Annotated in this window: 20 protein-coding genes; 6 read left to right on the forward strand and 14 right to left on the reverse strand. The window is 67.8% G+C overall.

The features are described 5' to 3' along the window. Window positions 1-138: 138 nt before the first annotated feature. The 11 genes from polA to MPARV_RS0100860 form a co-directional block, all read right to left on the reverse strand. Entirely contained in the window at window positions 139-2835 is a 2697-nt protein-coding gene (gene polA, locus MPARV_RS0100810; RefSeq protein WP_020376885.1) for a DNA polymerase I, read from the reverse strand. Window positions 2836-2845: 10 nt separating this feature from the next. Further along, entirely contained in the window at window positions 2846-3451 is a 606-nt protein-coding gene (locus MPARV_RS0100815) for an ANTAR domain-containing response regulator (protein ID WP_012231027.1), read from the reverse strand. Window positions 3452-3494: 43 nt separating this feature from the next. After that, entirely contained in the window at window positions 3495-3791 is a 297-nt protein-coding gene (locus tag MPARV_RS0100820; protein ID WP_155852302.1) for a hypothetical protein, read from the reverse strand. A 94-nt stretch (window positions 3792-3885) separates the two neighbouring features. Then, entirely contained in the window at window positions 3886-4116 is a 231-nt protein-coding gene (secG, locus tag MPARV_RS0100825) for a preprotein translocase subunit SecG (RefSeq protein ID WP_012231023.1), read from the reverse strand. 47 nt (window positions 4117-4163) lie between these two features. Continuing rightward, entirely contained in the window at window positions 4164-4937 is a 774-nt protein-coding gene (gene tpiA / locus MPARV_RS0100830; protein ID WP_012231021.1) for a triose-phosphate isomerase, read from the reverse strand. Between the two features lie 56 nt (window positions 4938-4993). Further along, complete coding sequence (locus MPARV_RS0100835; protein WP_020376887.1) at window positions 4994-6157, reverse strand: phosphoglycerate kinase; 1164 nt, start codon at window positions 6155-6157, stop codon at window positions 4994-4996. A gap of 6 nt (window positions 6158-6163) precedes the next feature. Beyond that, the gene (gene gap, locus MPARV_RS0100840) at window positions 6164-7171 is read right to left on the reverse strand and encodes a type I glyceraldehyde-3-phosphate dehydrogenase (protein WP_012231018.1); all 1008 of its coding nucleotides are present in this window, start codon (window positions 7169-7171) and stop codon (window positions 6164-6166) included. 102 nt (window positions 7172-7273) lie between these two features. Beyond that, window positions 7274-8209 (reverse strand): gluconeogenesis factor YvcK family protein, encoded by a 936-nt coding sequence (locus MPARV_RS0100845; RefSeq protein WP_012231017.1) that lies wholly within the window; start codon window positions 8207-8209, stop codon window positions 7274-7276. A 56-nt stretch (window positions 8210-8265) separates the two neighbouring features. Then, window positions 8266-9117 (reverse strand): RNase adapter RapZ, encoded by an 852-nt coding sequence (gene rapZ / locus MPARV_RS0100850; protein ID WP_031276926.1) that lies wholly within the window; start codon window positions 9115-9117, stop codon window positions 8266-8268. Window positions 9118-9122: 5 nt separating this feature from the next. Next, window positions 9123-9926 (reverse strand): class I SAM-dependent methyltransferase, encoded by an 804-nt coding sequence (locus MPARV_RS0100855; RefSeq protein ID WP_020376889.1) that lies wholly within the window; start codon window positions 9924-9926, stop codon window positions 9123-9125. Further along, the gene (locus MPARV_RS0100860) at window positions 9923-10738 is read right to left on the reverse strand and encodes a thymidine kinase (protein WP_020376890.1); all 816 of its coding nucleotides are present in this window, start codon (window positions 10736-10738) and stop codon (window positions 9923-9925) included. The genes MPARV_RS0100855 and MPARV_RS0100860 overlap by 4 nt, the downstream gene beginning before the upstream one ends. A gap of 40 nt (window positions 10739-10778) precedes the next feature. Between MPARV_RS0100860 and MPARV_RS0100865 the strand changes: the two genes are divergently transcribed. The 5 genes from MPARV_RS0100865 to MPARV_RS0100885 are packed head-to-tail and all read left to right on the forward strand — an operon-like array spanning window position 10779 to window position 17118. Next, a complete protein-coding gene (locus MPARV_RS0100865; RefSeq protein ID WP_020376891.1) occupies window positions 10779-12848 on the forward strand; it encodes an adenylate/guanylate cyclase domain-containing protein in 2070 nt (689 codons plus the stop codon). Beyond that, the gene (locus tag MPARV_RS0100870; protein WP_020376892.1) at window positions 12845-13624 is read left to right on the forward strand and encodes an enoyl-CoA hydratase/isomerase family protein; all 780 of its coding nucleotides are present in this window, start codon (window positions 12845-12847) and stop codon (window positions 13622-13624) included. The genes MPARV_RS0100865 and MPARV_RS0100870 overlap by 4 nt, the downstream gene beginning before the upstream one ends. A gap of 2 nt (window positions 13625-13626) precedes the next feature. Beyond that, window positions 13627-14526, forward strand: coding sequence for an SDR family oxidoreductase (locus tag MPARV_RS0100875; protein ID WP_020376893.1), 900 nt, complete (start codon window positions 13627-13629; stop codon window positions 14524-14526). Window positions 14527-14584: 58 nt separating this feature from the next. Continuing rightward, on the forward strand, window positions 14585-15508 hold the full coding sequence (locus MPARV_RS0100880) for an alpha/beta fold hydrolase (protein ID WP_020376894.1): 924 nt from the start codon (window positions 14585-14587) through the stop codon (window positions 15506-15508). Between the two features lie 2 nt (window positions 15509-15510). Beyond that, the gene (locus MPARV_RS0100885; protein WP_020376895.1) at window positions 15511-17118 is read left to right on the forward strand and encodes a class I adenylate-forming enzyme family protein; all 1608 of its coding nucleotides are present in this window, start codon (window positions 15511-15513) and stop codon (window positions 17116-17118) included. A gap of 50 nt (window positions 17119-17168) precedes the next feature. On the opposite strand, the gene MPARV_RS0100890 is transcribed toward MPARV_RS0100885, so the two are convergent. Genes MPARV_RS0100890 through MPARV_RS0100900 form a run of 3 tightly spaced genes read right to left on the reverse strand, consistent with a single transcriptional unit; the run spans window position 17169 to window position 19895 of the window. Then, on the reverse strand, window positions 17169-18503 hold the full coding sequence (locus MPARV_RS0100890) for an FAD-dependent oxidoreductase (RefSeq protein WP_020376896.1): 1335 nt from the start codon (window positions 18501-18503) through the stop codon (window positions 17169-17171). Beyond that, window positions 18500-19228 (reverse strand): deoxyribose-phosphate aldolase, encoded by a 729-nt coding sequence (gene deoC / locus MPARV_RS0100895; protein ID WP_020376897.1) that lies wholly within the window; start codon window positions 19226-19228, stop codon window positions 18500-18502. The genes MPARV_RS0100890 and deoC overlap by 4 nt, the downstream gene beginning before the upstream one ends. Before the next feature lie 13 nt (window positions 19229-19241). Beyond that, complete coding sequence (locus tag MPARV_RS0100900; protein ID WP_020376898.1) at window positions 19242-19895, reverse strand: phosphoribosylanthranilate isomerase; 654 nt, start codon at window positions 19893-19895, stop codon at window positions 19242-19244. 139 nt (window positions 19896-20034) lie between these two features. Between MPARV_RS0100900 and MPARV_RS0100905 the strand changes: the two genes are divergently transcribed. Further along, entirely contained in the window at window positions 20035-20589 is a 555-nt protein-coding gene (locus tag MPARV_RS0100905; protein ID WP_012230982.1) for a J domain-containing protein, read from the forward strand. The last annotated feature ends 27 nt before the right edge of the window (window positions 20590-20616 follow it).

Consider the following 20616-nt stretch of genomic DNA (forward strand, 5'->3'; position numbering starts at 1 on the left):
AATAGAGGGACCGTCAAGCGTACCACCGGCGGTCACCGGGCCACCTCATCATCACAAGCCCCGCACGCCCCGCCCAGCCCGCATCTTGGATGATGTGGTGCCGGTTATGCGCTCCGCATCGACCTCCGCTCGAAGCGGTCAGGCCTTGGCGTCGGCCCAAGTGTCACCGAATGCCAGGTTGACCTCCAGCGGAACGGCCAGGTCAAACGCCCCCGACATCGCGTCCAGCACCACGGCGGTGATTTCAGCCTCATCGGCGGGCGGCACCTCGAGCACCACCTCGTCGTGGACCTGGAGGATCAAACGCGACGTGCCACCGCGATCCTCGAGCCCGCGATCAAGACGCACGAGGGCCAGCTTGAAGATGTCGGCCGCCAAGCCCTGGATGCCGGCGTTCATCGCCTGACGTTCACCCGCCTGTCGCACTGCGCGCACACGCGAGGCAAGCTCGGGAATCTGACGGCGCCGGCCGAACAGCGTCTCGGTGTAGCCCTTCTCCCGGGCGTCGGCGACCGCCCCCTCCATATAGGCCCGAACGTTGGGGAAGCCCTCGAAGTAGGCGTCCAGGATGACCTGGGCCTCGCCGGTGGGAATCGACAGTCGCTGGCCCAGACCGTAGGCCTCCATGCCGTAGGCCAGCCCGTAGCTGACCATCTTGGCCGTGGATCGTTGGGCAACCGTGACCTCATCGGCATCCACCTCGAAGATGCGGGCCGCGGTCTGGGCATGAATGTCGTCGCCTGCCGTGAAGGCGCCGACCAGGCCGGGGTCCTGGGAAAGGTGGGCGATGCAGCGCAACTCGATCTGGTTGTAGTCGGCGACGCAGAGGCGATAGCCGGGCGCCGGTACGAACGCTCGACGAAACAGACGCCCCTCCTCGGACCGGACCGGGATGTTGTGCAGGTTGGGCTGATCCGAACTCAACCGACCGGTGCGGGCCACCGTCTGGTTGAAGGTCGCGTGAATGCGACCGTCGGGGGCGATCTCCGACAGCAGTCCCTCCCCGTAGGTGCTTCGCAGCTTCTCCACCTCACGGTAGCGAAGCAGGTGTTCGACGATGGGATGTTCGCCCCGCAGCTTCTCCAACGTGGCGGCATCGGTTGAGTAGCCGGTCTTGGTCTTCTTGTGCGGGGTCAGGCCCAACTCGTCGAAGAGCACCTGCCGGAGCTGCGGGGTGGAGTTGACGTTGAACTCGTGGCCTGCGGTAGCAACAATGGCCGCCCGCTCCTCGGCCACCTCGGCCACCAGACGGTCGGCCAGGCCCTGCAATGCGTCCCGATCGACGCCAACGCCGAGGTCCTCCATACGCGCCAACACCCGCACCAACGGCACCTCCACGTCGTCGTTCAGCGCTGCGAGCCCGCGGACCTCAAGCGCCTCGCGCATCGGCCCGGCCAGCGCCTCCACCGCCAATGCCCGCCGGGCGATCACCTGGTGGGGTTGGTCGCTGGGTCCATCGCCAAGGTCCAACTGGTCGGACGGGGTGGGCTCGGCACCCGCCATCTCAGCACCGGCGTAGCGCGCCAGCAGTTCGGCCAGGTCGTACCGTGCGTCGGCGGGGTCCAACAGGTAGGCGGCCAACTTGGTGTCCAACGCCAGGCCGGACACCTCCACCTCCAGGCCCAGCAGCGACCGCAACAACGGCTTTGCGTCGTGGGCGACCAACGGCACGTCGCCTCCGAGCAGCGCCACCACCTGGTCGTCGCAGCCGGTCAATACGCCGGTGGCGGGATCAGGAAACCACGCCACCTCCCCGGCAGCCGCATCGGTCACCACCGCCAGACCCGCCAGCGGTGAACGCCCGGGATCGCCCAGCCAGTCGGCGGCGACACCCACCGGGCCATCGACCCCGGAGGCGATCGCCGCCTCCAGCGCCTTTGCGGCCTCGACGGCGGTGCCCGGCACGGTCACCTCGGCCTCCAACACTCGTGCATCGCCGGCGGCCAGCGGAGCACTCAGGTACGCGCCGAACGCCTCGGAAAACCGGGCTTGCAGACTGGAAAACTCGAGAAAGCCGAACAGTTCGGCCACTTCGTCGGCATCGATACTCCCCACCCGCAGCGACGTGACCTCCTCGGCCAGATCCACATCGCGAATCAACGCCATCATCTGGGCGTTCATGCGCACCTGATCCTCGTTGGCTTCGAGTGATTGGGCCAGCTTGGGGGTCTGCTCGGCGGCATGGGCGAACAGTTCATCGATCGTGCCGTACTTGTTCACCAGCTTGGCCGCCGTCTTTTCCCCCACTCCCGGAACGCCGGGCAGGTTGTCCGATGGGTCGCCGCGCAGCGCCGCGTAGAACACGTAGTCAGACGGCTTGACGCCGGTGCGCTCGAGGATTCCCTCCTCGTCGTACAGCGCGTAGTCAGACACGCCCCGCCGGTTGTACAGCACCCGTACGTGCGGGTTTTCCACCAGTTGGTAGCTGTCGCGGTCTCCGGTGACGATGATGACGTCCTCACCGGCGACCTTGGCCCGTTCGGCCAGGGTGGCGATCACGTCGTCGGCCTCGAAGCCCGGCGCCTCCACCACGGGGAGCGCCAGGGTGTCCACCACGCGTCGGACCAACTCCATCTGCTGCACCAACAGGTCGGGGGTGGCATCCCGATTGGCCTTGTAGGTTGTGACCGCCTTATGCCGAAAAGTGGGCTCCGGCAGATCGAAGGTGACCACGATCCGGTCGGGCCGATGGTCTCGCACCAGGTTGACCAACATCGACGTGAATCCAAACACGGCGTTGGTCACCTGGCCGGAGGCGGTCGCCAGGTCGGTTGGAAGGGCGAAGTACGCCCGATAGGTGAGCGAGTTCCCGTCGACGAGCATCACGGTGGGCATTCCCGCCACCCTATTGGCTCGGCGTGAGCCCCTCGCCGTTGCCCGGGCGAAGGGTGCCCCCAACCACCTCGGCGGCCACCTGGGCCATGGTGGAACGTCGGGACATCGCCGTGGTTTGCAGGAACCTGAACGCCTCGTGCTCGCCCATGGCGAAATCGTCCATCAGCACCCCCTTGGCCTTGTCCAGCGATTTACGCTGCTCCAGGCGCCGTTCGGCCTCATCGGCCCGTCCAGACATGGCCTGCAACTGCGCACGTCCGGCCAGGGCCACCTCGATTGCCGGGACAAGGTCGCTCGCTTGAAATGGCTTCACCACATAGGCACCAACGCCCACACTCACCGCCTCGCCGATCAGCTCGCGCTGCGAGAACGAAGTGAGGATCACAACCGCGGCGAGATCCTCCTCGATCACGATTCGTGCTGCGGCAAGACCATCGAGTCCGGGCATTTTCACATCGAGAATGCACAGATCGGGTTCCAGCTCACGGGCCCGGGCCACGGCCTCATCACCACGCCCCACCTGCTCGATCACGTCGTAACCCTCGGCGACGAGCATCTCGACCAGGTCCATCCGAATGATCACCTCGTCTTCGGCGATCAGGATGCGTGCGCTCATCGGCGCAGTGGTTGGTCGGGCGACCGGCCGGGCGACCGGGACATCAACGACGGTCCTGGCGTTCGGTGAGGTCTTCCAACAGCTTGTCCTGTTCCATCTCCAGCTTGGCGATCCGCCCAACGATGTGGTCACGTTCCCGAGAGAGCGCATCCCGTTGACGAACGGCGTCACCGGCCTCGTGGGCGGCGAGTGGGGTTTCGGACACGATCGACCTCAGCTCGGCATCGTCGGCTACATCGTTCACCGCTTGCAGCTGCTCGGAAACCACCGACAGATCCTCATGGAACTGTCGAAGCTTCTCTTGGTTGGACCGAAGGCGTCGCTCAATACGTGTTGCCATCACGGGCCCCATACTACGAGAACCACGCGCCTCGGTTGGACTCCGGTGCACCATGAGGCGGGCAACCCGCTGAATCGACGACGCCCACCGGGCGTCAGCTGTTCATCAAGAACGCGAGGATGAGCGTATTGAACGTGAACAACAGCGCAATCACCACCGTGATGCGGTCCAGGTTCTTTTCCATCACCGTCGAGCCCGCCGCCGCCGATCCCATTCCGCCGCCGAACATGTCGGACAGCCCACCGCCCTTACCGGAGTGGACCAGCACCAAGATGATCAATCCCAGCGAAAACAGCACCTGGGTGATGGTGGCAACGATCTGCATGAGAACTCCGGGGAAGCGTCGGCAATGCGGCAGGGCAGCGTAGCGCCTCAGCTGCGATAGGCGCAGATGGAGGCAAAGTCGTCGGGATCCAGGCTGGCGCCGCCGACCAGGGCGCCGTCGATGTCGGCCTGAGACATCAACTCGGCGATGTTGCCGGGCTTGACCGACCCGCCGTATTGAATGCGCACGCAATCGGCTGCCGCGGTACCGGCCACCTCGCTGACCACCGAACGCACCGCGGCACACATCGCCTGCGCATCCTCGGACGTCGCCGTCCTGCCGGTTCCGATGGCCCAGATGGGCTCGTAGGCGATCACCATGTTGGCCACGGAGTCGGCCGCCACACCTGCCAACCCACCCCGAACCTGGGAGGCGACCTTGGCTTCCGCGTCGCCCGCCTCCCGCTCCTCGAGGGTCTCGCCACAACACATGATGGGCGTCATCGCCGACGCAAGCACCGCCTTCACCTTGGCGTTCACCATGTCGTCCGTTTCACCGAACAATTGGCGACGCTCGCTGTGCCCCACAATCACCAGGGCAACCTCCAGCTTGGCCAGCATGGGCGCCGAAACCTCGCCCGTAAAGGCGCCCTTCTCCTCCGCGTGACAGTTTTGGGCGCCGAGTGCGATCTTCATCCTGTCGGCGCCGATGACCGTCTGCACCGATCGCAGGTCGGTGAACGGCGGATGGATCGACACGCCCACCCCGTCGTAGTCATGATCGCCGAGGCGGTAATGCAACTTCTGAGTCACCTGAATGGCCTCGAAGTGGTTGTGATGCATCTTCCAGTTACCGCTGATCAGCGGCGTGCGTCGGCTCATGATGGCTCCCTACTCGTAGATCTGCTGGTCGGTTGCGTGCTGTTCGGATTCACGGCTCACTCGGTCTCGTCATCATCATCGTCGGTGGCGGCGTTGGGTGCCCGACGCAACGCCTCCAACCCCGGCAGGTCGCCCTGTTCGATGAGTTCGAGGCTGGCGCCGCCACCGGTGGAGATGTGATCCACGCGATCGCCCAACCCAAACTGGGCGATCGCCGCCGCCGAATCGCCCCCGCCGATCACGGTGAAGCCCCGGCAATCGGCAACCGACTGGGCAACCGAGCGCGTTCCGGCTTCGAAACGCGGGTCCTCGAAGACGCCCATGGGTCCGTTCCACAGCACGGTCGACGCCTCGGCGATGCGATCACCAAACTCCGCAGCGGCTCCGGGGCCGATATCAAGCCCCATCCAGCCTTCGGGTAACGAACGACCGGTGTTTCGCACCTCGCCGCCCGCCGAAGGATCGCCCAGCCTGCCGCCGGGACCCAACGCCACCACATCGGTTGGCAGCACCAACCGGTCACCAAACTCGTCGAGGAGCGCCCGGCAGTCGTCGACACGGTCGGGTTCGAGCAGTGACGAACCCACCGAATGGCCCATCGCAGCAAAGAACGTGAAGCACATACCACCGCCGATGAGGATCTCGTCAGCGATGTTGAGCAGCGCTCGAATCACCCCGAGCTTGTCCGACACCTTGGCCCCGCCGGTGATCGCAACAAACGGGCGTCGAGGCTGACGGCGAAGGTCCAGGAGCACGCTGACCTCTTGGGCCAACAAGCGTCCCGCCGCCGACGGCAACCGGCTGGGTGGGCCAACGATCGAGGCGTGTGCCCGATGCGAGGCACCAAACGCATCGTTGACGTACAAGTCGTGACCGGCGACCAGTTCATCGACGAAATCGGGGTCGTTGGCGGTTTCCCCCGGGGAGAACCGCAGGTTCTCCCCCAGGGTCACGCCCGGTGCCAACTCGGCCAGGCGGGCACGAACCGGCGCCACATCGAAGGCCGGATCCGGCGCACCCTTGGGGCGTCCCAGGTGGGTCACAGCGGTCACCTCCGCCCCGCGCGACGTCAGCCACTCCAGCGTGGGCAACGCCGCACGAATGCGGTGGTCATCGGCGATTTCGCCGTCGCGAAGCGGCACGTTGAAATCGCAACGCACCAACACGGATCGGCCCTCAACCGAGGGGAGATCCTCCAGAACCGGGACGCCGTAGGGCACGTCGACTCAGCCCGCTGCGCCGACGATGGCGGCCAGGTCGACCAGACGGTTGGAGTAGCCCCACTCGTTGTCATACCAACCCAGCACCTTCACCAGGCTGCCCTGAGTCATGGTCAGCCCGGAGTCGAACGTGCAACTGGCCGCGGTGCCGACGATGTCGGAGGACACCAGCGGCTCGGTTGAGTAGTCGAGCACCTTGGACATCGGACCGTCGGTGGCGGCCGCCTCAAAAGCGGCGTTGACCTCGTCGACGGTCACGTCGCGGCCGACAACCGCCACAAAGTCGGTGATCGAACCGTCGGGAATCGGCACCCGCAGCGAGGTGCCGTCCAGCTTGCCGTCGAGGGCCGACAGCACCAGGCCGGTCGCCCTGGCGGCACCGGTCGACGTGGGGATGATGTTGACCGCCCCGGCGCGCGCCCGACGAGGGTCGCTGTGTGGGCCGTCGACCATGGACTGGTCGCCGGTGTAGCCGTGGGTGGTGGTCATCAGGCCGTGCTCCACGCCGAAGGCGTCATCGAGCACCTTGACCATGGGCACAAAGCAGTTGGTGGTGCAACTGGCGTTGGACACCACCGTGTGCTTGGCCGGATCGAAGGTGTCGTCGTTGACTCCGACGACGAAGGTGGCGTCGGCACCCTTTGCGGGGGCGGAGACAATCACCCGGGGGGCGCCGCCGTCCAAGTGAGCCGCCGCCGCATCGCGGGTGGCGAAAAAGCCGGTCGACTCGATCACCACGTCGACGCCGAGGTCGCCCCACGGCAGGTCGGCCGGATTGCGGGTCGAGAGCACCTTCAAGGTGTCACCATCGACGTCGAGGCCATCGTCGGTCACGGTGACCGTGCCCGGGTAGCGACCGTGCACCGAGTCACGCTGCAACAGGCCGGCCATGATGTCGAGCGACCCGAGGTCGTTCACGGCGACAAAGTCGACGTCCGCGCCGGACGCCTTGGCGGCACGAAAGAAGTTCCGTCCGATGCGGCCGAATCCATTGATACCTACTCGAACTGTCATGTGATTCCCTCGTTGTTGGAGTGCTCCCCGGCGCCATGCCGAGGCGAATAATCGGACGCCCAGCGGACGTCCGGTACGTCGGTGATGGGCCCGACGCTGCGCCTATGGCACCAGATGGGCGCCAACTCCGCCAGTTTGGACGGACTGCGACACCTCCGGGACACGGCCCAACGGTGCCCCGATCAGGCCTGCCAGCGCCTCGGCGAGGCGCTCCGGGTCGTGCACGGCAAGGTTGGTGGCGGTCAGATGCCCCCCTACGGCGGTGTCCAACCCGGCCACCCCGGCAAGCCGGTCTGGGTCATAGAGCACGGCGTCCGGAGACAGACCATGATCGGTCAGGGCGGCCACGTGATCGGCAACGTCATAGCCCTCGCTCTCGGCCTCGTGGGAGGCCAGGTTGGCGACGTAGACCACCTGTGCCGTCGATCGTGCCACCGCCCGCCGGATGCCCGGCACGGCCGCTGCGGCCAGCACCGAGGTGTAGAGGCTTCCCGGCCCCAGGATCACCTGGTCGGCCGTCACAATGGCGTCGACGGCGGCATCGGGGACCTCCGGGTCGACCGGATCGAAGCCCAACCGCACCAGATCGGTCCTGCCGGCGACCTCCACCTGGCCACGAACCCATCCAGAGGTGGTCTCCCCCAGCAGGGTCACCGGGCTGACCGCCGCCGGGAGCACCCGGCCCACAGCGCCCAGCGCTTCGCCCAGCGCGTCCAGCACGGCGATGAGATCGCCGTCGCACTCCTGCATCATGGCGCCGACGAGCAGGTTGCCTGCGGCATGACCAGCCAGCTCACCGGACGCAAAGCGATGCTCCAGGCCGGCCGCCAGCAGCGACCCGGGGGGAGCGAGCGCCACCAGGGTTTTACGCAGGTCGCCCGGCACCACGTCCCAGCCCGCCCGCCGCAACCGGCCGGTCGAGCCACCGTCGTCGCCAACGGTCACCACACCACAGATGCCGTCCGCGTAGCGTCGCACCGCCCGAAGGGTGGCCGACAGGCCATGGCCACCTCCGATCGCCACCACGTTGAGGGCCACTACGACCCTCCCGCCACAGCGGAGCGACCAGCTGGACGCAACCCTCTTCGCATCCCTTACGCATCCAGCTCGCGGTGACGAACGCGAACGGTGTAGCCCTCGGTTCGAAGCCACGCCGCAAACCGCTCCGTCATGGCCACCGAGCGATGCTTGCCGCCGGTACATCCCATGGCCAGGTTGAGGTAGGCCCGCCCTTCGTGCAGGTAGCCGGGAATGGCGGTGGTCAGGAACGAGCGCAGCTGCTCGTAGGCCTGATCGGTGATCGGCTGATCCCTCAACCACCGTTGCACCGCGTCCTCCCGCCCATCGTGATCCCGCAGGTCCTCATTCCAATGCGGGTTGGGGAGGAACCGGCAGTCGATCACCAGGTCGGCGTCCCCGGGCACCCCCTTGGGGTAGGCGAAACTCTCGACGCTGACCAGCACCTTCGCCTGCCCCTGCTCGGGCGCGTAATCATCGCCCAGCCGGCGTCGCAGGTCGTGCACGCTCATCGACGTGGTGTCGATCACCAGGTCGGAGGCGACCTTGACCGGCTCCAGATCGCTGCGCTCCGCCTCAATCGCCTCCGACAGGCCTTCTTCAGTCCGCTGCGGATGGCGCCGCCGGGTGCTCTCATAGCGGCGCACGAGCGTGTCGGTGTCGGCATCCAGGAACATCAACTGCACGTCAGCCCCACCGTCGCGCAGTCCGGAGATGGCATCGAGCAGGCGTTCGTTCTTCGTCGCCGGACCGACCACCAAGGCGATGCGGTCCAGGTCGCTTCCCGGGAGCTGGGCCAACTCGGCCACCTTGGGCACCAGCGACGGCGGCAGGTTGTCGATCACAAACCAACCCAGGTCCTCCAGGACGTGCCCCACCTGGGTACGCCCCGCGCCCGACATGCCGGCAACCACGACAAATTGTGCCACGGCCGTCACGCTAGAGCATCGCCGATCGGCCCGGGACCTCGCTTGAACTGCAGCACCAAAAGCCTTGGGATGGAGGCCGCCTCGGCATACTCCGGCGCCCGGGCGACAAAACCCGGCGGGGGGGCGGGCTCATCCATTCGCTCCAGGACAAGTCCCGCGTCGATGGCCGTGTTCAGGTAGGACGACAACGGCCGATGGAAGAACCTGATGAAGACATCGGGCTCCACCTCCTCCACCGTGTCGGCCTCGGTCAGATAGGCGCCGACACGCCAATACTGCTCGGGTGGCTCCAGAATGTGGTCGTCGATCCACCCCGAGTCTGGGGTCTGCAACAACGGATGGTTCAACAACAGCAGGAAACGTCCACCGGGGGCGAGTACCCGGGCCACCTCGGCCAGGCCCCGGCGATACGCCGGGACGTGCTCGAAGACCAGCGACGCCACCACCATCCCCATCGAGGCATCCGCGACCGGAAGGTCCGTGACGCTGGCCTGCGCAAACGCCACGCCACGCCCGGGTACAGCGCCTTGGCCGGCCGTCGAACGTCGGCGACCTCGCTGTTTGGCCACGGACAGCTGCGCGCCGGCGGCATCGAGGCCGACCGCGTCAAGGCCCGCCTTGACCGCCAGCCTGGTGACCTGACCCTCGCCGCAGCCAACGTCCAGCACACAACCCGCCTTCGGGAGGCGCGACTCGATCAACGGGAGGATCTGCTCGACGTACTCGGGGTCGGCCCCCTCGGTGAACTCGCGTTGCCACCAATCGGCATGCTCGTCCCATGGGTCGAAGCCAAGGCCCGCATTGTTCATGAATCAATCCTCTCGTTCCTCACCAGGTGGTGCGTTTCAGGATCCGGACCCGTCCGGCCTTGAACCCAGTGGGAGCGGCACAGCAGCTCGTAGGTGACACGGTGCTCGTCCAACTCCATGGAGGTTTGCGCGTCGGGGCCCGATGGAGGGGTGTCCCCCACCACCAACAGATCGCCCTCGTAGATCTGGCGTCCGTCGATCAGTCGGGCATTGTGTGTGGCCCTCGCCCCGCACCAGCATCTCGCCTCCACCTGCAGCTCCGACCGCTCGTCAGCCAATTCCAGCCAGCGCGCCGTGGCGGGAAACAATCGACCCTGGAACGAGGTCAACAGCCCAAACGCGTAGACATCGACGCCGTGATCGTCCACCAGGTGGGCCAACTGCTCCACCTGGGTCTCGTCGTAGAACTGAGCCTCGTCGGCGACCACGTAGGTCACCGGACCGCCGGCCTGGCGTCGCACCGCCCTCGCCGCAGAGCCCTCCGCGTCAGGACCCAGCACGGCACCCAGGTCCATGCCGGGCGTTACCTCCAATGCCTCGGCCGCCACCCCCAGCCGGGATGACACCTGACCCCCCGAGCGGTCCAGCTTGGTGGCCAGCACCCCGGTCAGGCCCCGAGCGCGGAGGTTGTGGTGGATCTGGAGCGCCTGGGTGCTCTTGCCCGACCCCATCGTGCCGAAGAAGAACCGCAACTTGGCCACCGCCGAACCGTAGTTGGCTGCGGACGGGCCGACGGCGCCGAAGCCACCCACCGTCCCCGCCGACACCGATTCGGCGTGCGGCGAGTGGCCACAGCGTCCAAGATGGTGCATCGGCACACGATCAGGCTCCGATGGCGGTGAGAAGAACCGGATGGCCTCCCCTCCGGCCGCGCCCCCAACCCCCGGTGCCCTGCTGCCCGGGGCGCTCCCCGAGATTCCCTCCGTGCCGATGCCCGAGGTGGGGCGTCCTCCGTCGGGGCGCGCCGCCGACGTGACCACCGATGATCCCGAAGCGGTTGCCCAGTTGGTGGCCTCCGTTCTTGGTGTCCATCCCCCCCGCTGGACCGCGGATCAGTTCGCCGCACGAACCGGCGTGGACGCCACCGTCCTGCTTCGCATGCGGCGCTCGCTGGGTTTTGCCGATCCACCGGCTGGAGAGCCCGTCTTCTCCGAGGACGACGAGGCAATCGTCGGAGTTATCAACACCGCCATGGATGCCGGCGCGATCGACCTCGATCGGCAACTTGCGCTCAACCGGGTGCTCGGCTCGTCCATGTCCAGGGTCGCGTCGGCAGCGATCGCTGCGTTCGTCGAGGCGCTCGACGCCGAGGACGGCATGGGCACGGCATCCGAGCTGGACGACCTGGACCTGAGCCAGATCATCCAGGCGATGCGGCTGACCCTGCCGATGCTCGACCGAACCATCGGCCTGGTCTGGCGTCGACACCTGGCGTCGGCCGCACGACGGGCGGTACTGGCGGCCGGCGCTGACGACATCGACACCGGCACCGTCGTGGTCGGGTTCGCCGATCTGGTCGACTTCACCGAACGTACCGAACAACTCGATGAGACCGACCTGGCCGCCGCCATGGCGCGGTTTGACGACGTGGCCTTCGACACCGTGTCCGCCCTCGGCGGACGGGTGGTGAAGATGATCGGCGATGAGGTCATGTTCTGTGCCCCCGGCGTCGAATCCGCCGCCGCGATCTGCTGGCGCCTCATCGACCTGTGCGAGGTGGACGAGGCACTCACCACCCTCCGGGCAGGGTTCGCCTGCGGATCCGCCATCGACCAGGACGGCGACATCATCGGCCCCGCCGCCAACCTGGCCCACCGTATTTCGTCGCTCGCCCAACCCGGCACCGTGCTCGCACCCGCAGACTTGGCCCCGCCCGAGGAACCGCCCGCCGACGCCGCCCGTGGAGGCCTGGTTCACCAACCGGGCGACACCACCGGCTATCGCTGGTCGACCATGCGCTTCCCCAGGGACGTGCGCGGCATCGGCACCATGAAGCTGGCCTCGGTACAACCACAGGTACACGTGCCCGTTCCGGCCACGCCGGAGGAGATCGAGCAGCTGACCCGACTGGGCAATCGGGCCTTCAGCAATGTCCCAACCGAAGGTTTGGGGGGATGGACCATGCGGCTGGCCGGCGGCGGTCGGCGGCGCGCCAACTCGGTCTCCACGCTCGACCATCCCGGCATCGGCCTGGACGACGCACTCCGGTCGCTGAGGTCGCGCTATGAGTCGCTCGGCCTGCCACCCCGGGTGGTGATCACGCCGCTCAGTCAACCGGACGGTCTCGACGCGACGTTGCAGGCGAAGGGCTGGCGGTCCGAGGCGGTCACCCTGGTGATGGTGGGCGACCTGCGCGAGATTCGTCACCTCTCCGAGCGACGCAGCGCTCGCGTGCCCCTCATGTCGTATCACCGTCCGTTTCCCTCCTGGAGGGTTGGGTTCGACGATCTGGCCGGCGAGACCGCCGATGCCGATTTGGCGATCATGTACGGCGCCGGCGAGACCAATCCGATCATCGAGTCCGGGCTGGGATCCCTGCGGCGGGGCCTCCCCCCGCTGGACCTGGGAACGACCGCTCGGCCTCGGCTGTTCGCCGCCGCGTTGGAAGCAGAGGCCGCTGGAGCCCCCTCGGGCGCCACCCCAGACACCGAGGCCGTCGGCGCCGGCATCGTCGACGGCCCCTGGCTTGGGGTCTTCTCGATGTGGACCCGGGCCGGCCGACGCCGACGGGGACTGGCGGCTGCGGTGCTGGCCGAGCTGGCCGCCTGGGGCACCCGTGAGGGGTGCCGCCTGGCCTACCTGCAGGTTGAGGAAACCAACCGCACCGGTCGCAGCGTGTACACCAAGCTTGGTTTCGCCGAGGCCTACCGCTACCACTACCGCACCGCACCGCCGACGGAAGGCCCGACAGGAGCACCATGACCGACCGAGTTCGTTTGGAGATCGGCGATGGCATCGCCGTGATCAGCAACGATCACCCCGACAAACACAATGCGTTCGACGACGAAATGGACGTGGCGCTGTTCGACATCCTGGCAGAGCTGCGAGTGCGTTCCGACGTGCGGGCAGTCGTGTGGCGCGGCGAAGGTGCATCGTTCTCCTCCGGTCGGGACGTGAGCGCCATCGGCGCAAACACAACGGCATTGACCCACCACCAACTGATGGCTCGCGGTCATCGGGGCATCCAACAGCTCTTCGACCTGGACGCGCCGATCATCGCAGCGTGCCATGGTTGGACGTTGGGAGGATCATTCCAGCGAGCGTTGCTGTGCGACATTCGTATCGCCTCCACCGGAGCACGCTTCAGGCTGCCCGAGGTTGGCCACGGGGTCATCCCCGACACGGGCGGCGTGGCCAGGCTGTATCAGATCTGCGGTCCGGGCGTGGTGAGCGACCTGGTGCTCACCGGCCGGGTGATGGATGCCGACGAGGCGCTTGCCCACGGGATCGTGTCCCGAGTGGTCTCACCCGAGTCCCTCGACGACACCGCCATGGAGATGGCCGAGCGCATTGCAGCGGCGCCTGCCGCCACCGTGTCGATGGCCCGCCGGGTGATCGGGCGTCTGGCCGAGCCGCAGATTCGGGCGTCGATGGAAGACGAATTGATCGGCCAGACCTACATCAACCGGTCCGATGACTTCGCCGAATTTCGAGCGGCTCGCGCCGACGGACGAGCCCCCCGCTACACGGGGAGCTGAGCATGGCAGAAACACCGGACCAGGTTCAACCTGCCGGTCTTCCCGCACCGCCACCGCTCGGTGCCGCAGCGCTGCCCGGCGGCACCTTCGACGGCTCGGTGGTGATGGTGACCGGTGGCGGCACCGGCCTCGGCGCCGCCATCGCAGCCGAGTTCGCCAGGCTGGGCGCCGCCCTGGTGGTGGTCAGCCGCAAACCCGATCACCTCGCCGCCGCGGCCACGGCGCTCGGAGCGATGGGCGCTGAGGTGCTGACCGTGCCCTGCGATATTCGCGACGCCGAGGCGGTGGCCCACGCCTTCGACGTTGCAACCGAGGCGTTCGGACCACCCGACGTACTGGTCAACAACGCCGCCGCCAACTTTCCCTCACCTGCCGAGGACCTCTCCCCCAACGCCTGGCGCACGGTGGTCGACATCACGCTCAACGGCACCTATCTGTGCGCTCGTGAATTCGGCCGGCGACACCTGGCGGCGGGGACGCCCGGGTCGATCATCTGCGTCGGCGCCTCCTACGCCTGGACCGGCGGGCCCGGATTTGCCCACTCGTCAGCCGCCAAGGCAGGGGTGAAGAACCTGGTGGAGACCCTCGCCGTCGAGTGGGGGCCATTCGGCATCCAGGTCAACGGCCTGGTTCCAGGCCTCATGCCACACGACGACATGACGCTCGACATTCGCACCAACCTCGACCGCAACGAGGCCCGAGGCCGCAGCCAGCCCGCACTCCGATTGGGCGAACCCCGCGAGCTCGGTTGGGCCGCAACCTTCCTGGCATCGCCCTACGGTCGCTTCATCTCCGGTCACTCCCTCGCAGTCGACGGTGCCAACTGGCAACGACGCCACCTGACCAACCCCGATGTGGTCACCGTTCGAGAGCAACTTGGTCGAGACCCCTTCCAGCCGTAGTCGGCGCCGGTACGCCGATTGACCACGGCGTGAGGTTGCAACATCTATCGTCGGGACGGTGACCATCGAAACCCCGCACCGCTGGTTTGAGCGAGCCACCTCGATGCCACCCAGCGAGCACATCGTGGGCTCGGGCGGTGCCGACATCCACTACCTCGCCTGGGGACCGGAGGGCGCACCGGGGCTGGTGTTCGTGCACGGCGGAGCCGCCCATGCGCACTGGTGGAGTTTTCTCGTGCCCTTGCTCGCCGACGACCATCGGGTGGCCGCGCTGGACCTGTCGGGTCACGGCGACTCGGGCCGACGCGACGAGTACACGCTGGACGCCTGGTGCGACGAGGTGCTCGCGGTCGCCAACGACGCTGCGATGGCCCCGAACCCGGTGATCATCGGCCACTCAATGGGTGGGTTCGTCTCGATCGCCACCGCCGCCCGGCACGGAGGCCGGCTCACCGGAATCGTCATACTCGACTCGCCCGTATCCAAACCCGACCCCGAGGTGGAGGCGTCCCGTGTGGGAAAACTCTTCGCCAACCGCAAGGTGTACTCCGACTTCGAGGATGCGGTCAGCCGGTTTCGCACCGTGCCCGAGCAGTCCAGCTACGTGCCCGAGGTGTTCGATTGGGTGGCCCGGCATTCGCTGACGCCCTACCAACCGGACGATCACGGCTCCGAGCCGGGGTGGACCTGGAAGTTCCACCCGGAGATCTTCGTGCCACCACGTTCCGCCCCCCGAGACCTGCTCGACCAGGTGACCTGCCGGGTGGCGCTCTTCCGGGCCGAGGACGGCCTGGTGACACCGGACATCGGCGCCTACATGTACGAGCGGCTCGGCCGCCGCGCTCCGGTGGTGGAGATCCCCGAAGCCGGACATCACATGATGCTCGACCAGCCGCTGAGCCTGCTGACCGCGTTGCGCACCCTGCTGGCCGACTGGGACCACTCGCGCCCCGCCGGCCCATCCCCCGTCACCGCGGGCTGATCGTGCTGCTGGGCGACGAACTGGATGCAGCCTCACGCCACGCGCCCGACACCCCGGCGCTGGCATGTGGCGACCGCAGTTGGACCTTCACCGAGTGGAACCGCGCCTCGTTGGCGCTGGCAGCCAGGGTGGCCGATTCGGTCGCCCCGACCGGGCGGGTGGCGGTGCTTGCAACCAACCACCCCACGGTGGCACTGGCGCTCAGCGCCGTGCCCCGGGCCGGACGGGTGCTGTCGATGCCCAACTGGCGCCTGCATCCCGCCGAGATCGCAGACGTGATCGAGGACGTGGGCGCCGAACTGATCATCGGCACTGCCGATTTGGTCGACCCGGTGATGAAACTTCTCGCCGAGCGTGGCCTCATGCCACAGCGCTGGGGTCTCTTCGAGATCGACGAACTGCTTGGCGACCAACCCGTCGAGCAACCCTCCCCCCGACAACCGGACGCAACCGCGCCTGCTCCCAGTCCCACGCCGGGCGATCCGGCGTGGATCATCCACACGTCGGGCACCACCGGCACCCCCAAAGGCGTGGTGCTGACCCACGCCTCCCTGCTGGCTGGTGCGACCACCGCCCTGTTCGGCCGTCCGGTGGGTCCAGCCGACACCTACCTGTACCCGTTCCCCCTGTGTCACGTGTCGGCCCACAACGTGTTGGCGTTGCACCTGGCACGTCGGCCCGTGGTGCTCACCGAGCGCTTTGAGCCGGCGCTCCTGTGGGAGCAGACCCGGCGCTGGGGCGTCACCATGGTCAGCCTGGCCCCCACGATGCTTGCCATGCTGCTCGATGATCCGGCCACCGACTCGGCGGGTCGCGGCGCCCTTCGAGCGATCGGCTACGGCGCCTCTGCGATCACTCCAGAACTGCTCACCGAGGCCTCCCAGCGGCTGGGGTGCGAATTCTCCGGCGGATACGGCATGACCGAGGCATCGGGCAACGCCGTGTTCCTCGACGCCGCCGCCCACCGGCTGGCTCTCCACGGCGACGCGCGGCCGCTGACCTCCGCCGGGTTCCCAGGGCCGCTGACACGGGCCCGGATCACCCCCGTCCCCGCCGATGGCCCAGACCACAGCCCCATCGCCGGGCCCATCGCCGGGACCGTAGCTGCGGCCGTGCGTGGGGCGGAGGTGCGAACCGGCGAGGTGGGCCAGATCGAGCTGGCCGGTCCTCAGGTGGCGGCCGGGTACTGGGGTCGACCGGACGCCACCGCCGACACGTTTGGCAGCGACGGCTGGCTGCGCACCGGCGACCTCGGCCGTCTCGACGACGATGGGCGGCTCTGGGTCACCGACCGCCTGAAGGACCTGGTGATCTCCGGTGGTGAGAACGTGTCGGCCCGCGAGGTGGAGTTGGTGTTGGCCACACATCCGGCCGTCAAAGCGGTGGCCGTCGTCGGCTCGCCGGACGCACGCTGGGGCGAGGTGGTCACCGCGGTCGTCGTCGCCCGCGATGGGCGGACCATCGACCATGCCGAACTCCAGGCTCACGTTCGATCGTCGCTGGCGCCGTTCAAGGTGCCAAAGCGCATCGAGATGGTGGAGGCCCTGCCCCAGAACGCCACCGGCAAGGTCGACAAGGTGGCCCTGCGGGCAACCCTGGGCCGGTTCTGACGCCCGTCGCGTAGTGCAGACTGCACCGCTCAGCGTGAACGGAACCGCAGTCAGGTGGCCTCGGCCACCTGACGAGCCGCGATCGAGATCGGGTCCCACACCGGTGAGAACGGCGGCGCATAGCTGAGGTCGACCTCGGCCAGCGCCTCGGCGGTCATCTCGTTCCACAGCGCGGTCGCTGCGGTGTCGATGCGCTTCGCCGACCCGGCACCTCCGACAATGAAGCAGCCAAGCAACCGGCCGGTACCCCGCTCGGCCACCATGGTCACCCGCACCTGTTCGGACGTCGGGTAGTAACCGGCAGTCGTCGACGAGGTGATCGTGTTGGCCACCGCGTCGAAGCCGGCGTCGAGGGCCTCGGCCAGGTTCAGGCCGGTCATGCCGATCTCCACACCACACAGCTTCAGCACGGCGGTCCCGAGGATGCCGGGAAACCGGGCATCGCCCCCGCCCAGGTTGGTGCCGGCCACCCGGCCCTGGCGGTTGGCGGTGGTACCAAGCGGCACGTAGGCCAACTCGCCGGAGATGCGATGACGGGCAACGCAGCAGTCACCGGCGGCATACACGCCCTCGATGCTGGTTTGCTGGCGGTCGTCGGTGACGATCCCACCTGCAGGCCCCAGCTTCATGCCCGCATCCTCGGCCAGCGAGGTGTTGGGCCGGACCCCCAGGCCGAGAACCACCAGATCGGCCGGATAGGCGCCCTCCGAGGTGGAGACGTGGTCGGACCCGATCGCCTGCACCGACTCGTTGGTCTTCAGCTGGACACCGATGTTCTCAATGCCGGCTCGCAGATCCTCGGCCAGATCGGCGGGGAGGCGGAGGATCGCCTGGTCGCCGGCCTCAAGCATCGTGACGTTGGCGCCGCGCTTGGCGAACGCCTCCGCCAACTCCACTCCGATGTAGCCCGCCCCGATCAGCACCACGTTGGTGCCGCTGGACCGCTCCGCCTCCTCCAGCAGGGGCGGAACCGCATCGAGGTGCTGAACGCCGTGCACATTCGGGGCGTCGATGCCGTCGATCGGTGGCCGCAGTGGCGACGCGCCGGTGCCCACCATCAACCGGTCGTAGGCCTCCCAGCGTTCGGTGCCGGTGTCGAGCTCCCGGACCTTGACCCGGGCCCCGGCGGCATCGAGCTCGATTGCCTCGGTGCGCATCTTCACGTCGATGCCGTGCTCTGCGTGCTCGGCCGGGCTGCGGGCCACCAGTTCCTCGGTGGAGGCGATGTCGCCACCGAGCACGTACGGGATACCGCAGGCGGCGAAGCTGGTGTGCTCGCCCCGTTCGAACGCGACGACGTCGAGGGATGGCCTGCGCCGCTTGGCCCGTGACGCCGCCGACATCCCGGCGGCGTCTCCGCCGATCACCAGCAGTCGTTCAGTCATGTTTGGCTCCCTTGTGCTTCGAAAAGCATCGAGTCTCCCAGGATCGCTCTCGACGCCGAGGCGCCGATGCGGGTGGCGCCGGAATTGATCAGTGCGACCGCATCGGCGGCCGAACGGATCCCACCCGACGCCTTCACGCCCACCCGCCCCGAACCTCGTCCAGCGACCGCCGCCGCCATCAGCGCGACCGCCTCGGTGGTGGCGCCGCCGGCGGGGTGGAATCCGGTGGAGGTCTTCACCAGGTCGGCACCCGCGTCGGCCGCCGCCTGGCATGCCTCGGCCAGGCGACGCTCACCTGCGTCGGTCTCGAGCACGGCGGCGCTCTCCAGGATCACCTTCAGCACCACATCGGGGCCCACCGCCGCCCGGACCGCCTCCACCTCGGCCGCCAGCAGCTCCGCGTGGCCACCAACGACCAGGGCCAGGTCGGCCACCAGATCCACCTCGGCGGCACCATCGGCCACCGCCGTCGCCGCCTCGGCCACCTTGATGGGCACACGGTGGGCACCGGAGGGGAAACCGGCCACCGACGCCAGCATCACCGTCGATTCGGCTTCCACCAAAGCCGCTGCGGCGATCACCACCTTCGACGGCGACACGCACACCGCACCCACCCCAAGGTCGATGGCCTCGGCCACCAGGGCACGAACGTCGCCATCCGATGCCGTGGGAGCCAGCAGGGTGTGGTCGATCATCGCTGCCAGCTGCGCCCTCCTGAGGGTCATGGAAACCCCGCCCTCAGTCCATGTCCCAGTCGAAGGGGCCGGGCCCCTCGGCCCGACGCACGGGGTCCTCGGCGTCGCGGGCGGCGTGGATGAACGAGCGAACCAGCCGCGGGTCCTTCACCCCCGGTTGGCTCTCCACCCCGGTGGAGACATCCACGCCCCAGGGCCGGACGATCGAGACGCCATCGGCCACGTTGTCCGGGGTCAGGCCTCCCGCCAGAATGACCCGGCGGTTCGAGGGCATGCCCTCGGTGAGCGACCAGTCGAACACCTGGCCCGAGCCAGGCGAATGCCCGTCGAGCAGCAACGCGTCGGCGCCAAATCGATCGAAGTGTTCGAGGGCCGACGAACCGGCCGACATACCGACGATCAGCACGGGCACGTGGGGCCGGATGCGATCGGCCATGCCGGGGGTCTCGTGGCCATGCAACTGCACCCCCCGACACCCAACCCGCAACGCCACGTCGATCACCCGGTCGGGAGCCTGGTCGCGGAACACTCCAACGGGCAACACGTCGGGAGGAAGGCGCTTGATGATGTCGGCGGCCGCACCCGGGGTGATCTGACGGGACGATGTCGCAAAGACGAAGCCCAGGGCGTCGGCACCCAGAGCCACGGCCATCAGCGCGTCCTCCTCGTTGGTGATGCCGCAGATCTTGACGAACACTGTGCTTCTCCAACCTTGACGCGACACACCTTGAACTCCGTAGATCCATCGCGGTGCGAAGGACGCTCGGCACCGCAACCTACCGCTCTGGCGAGCCCGTGCGTGGGTTGATTCCCAACCGGGTCGGTACGATCGGGGGGTGACGCACTACGAAGTGGTTGGCGCCCGGGCCTCCGACGATGCTCCGACGATGCGCCGCGCCTACCTGGCCGAAGTACGAAGGTCTCACCCGGACGTGGGGCCTCCAACCGAGCGGGCAGCCCGCGAGGCGCGCATGCGCGAGCTGAATGCCGCATGGGCCGTGCTGTCCGACGACGACAAGCGGGCCGCCTACGACGCCCAGCTTCGCGGCGGCGGCGACCGAAGCTTCTCAGCCGGGCGCCACGGAGCCGCCACCTCCAGGCCGGAGCGGCCGTTTCGCCCGCTGCACCCCGACGATGACGACACCGGTTGGCGTGAGGAATCGGATGTCGGCGTACCGGGAACCGAGGTCCATCCGGCGTTGCAGTTCATACCGATCGGCCTTGGTGCCGCTGCGATCCTCACCCTGCTCTCCAGCTTCGTGATCCACAACGACCGCATGATCGGCTTGGCGGTTGTGTTCGGGTTCCTCGCCGGGATCTCGTTTCTGCTGGTTCCGCTGCTGGCCATGCTGGCCGGGGCACGGGCAGAGCGGTCAAGCTCACACCGCTAGCCACCATCGGTCACGAGAGGACATCAC

The organism is Candidatus Microthrix parvicella Bio17-1, assembly GCF_000299415.1.
Taxonomy (GTDB): domain Bacteria; phylum Actinomycetota; class Acidimicrobiia; order Acidimicrobiales; family Microtrichaceae; genus Microthrix; species Microthrix parvicella.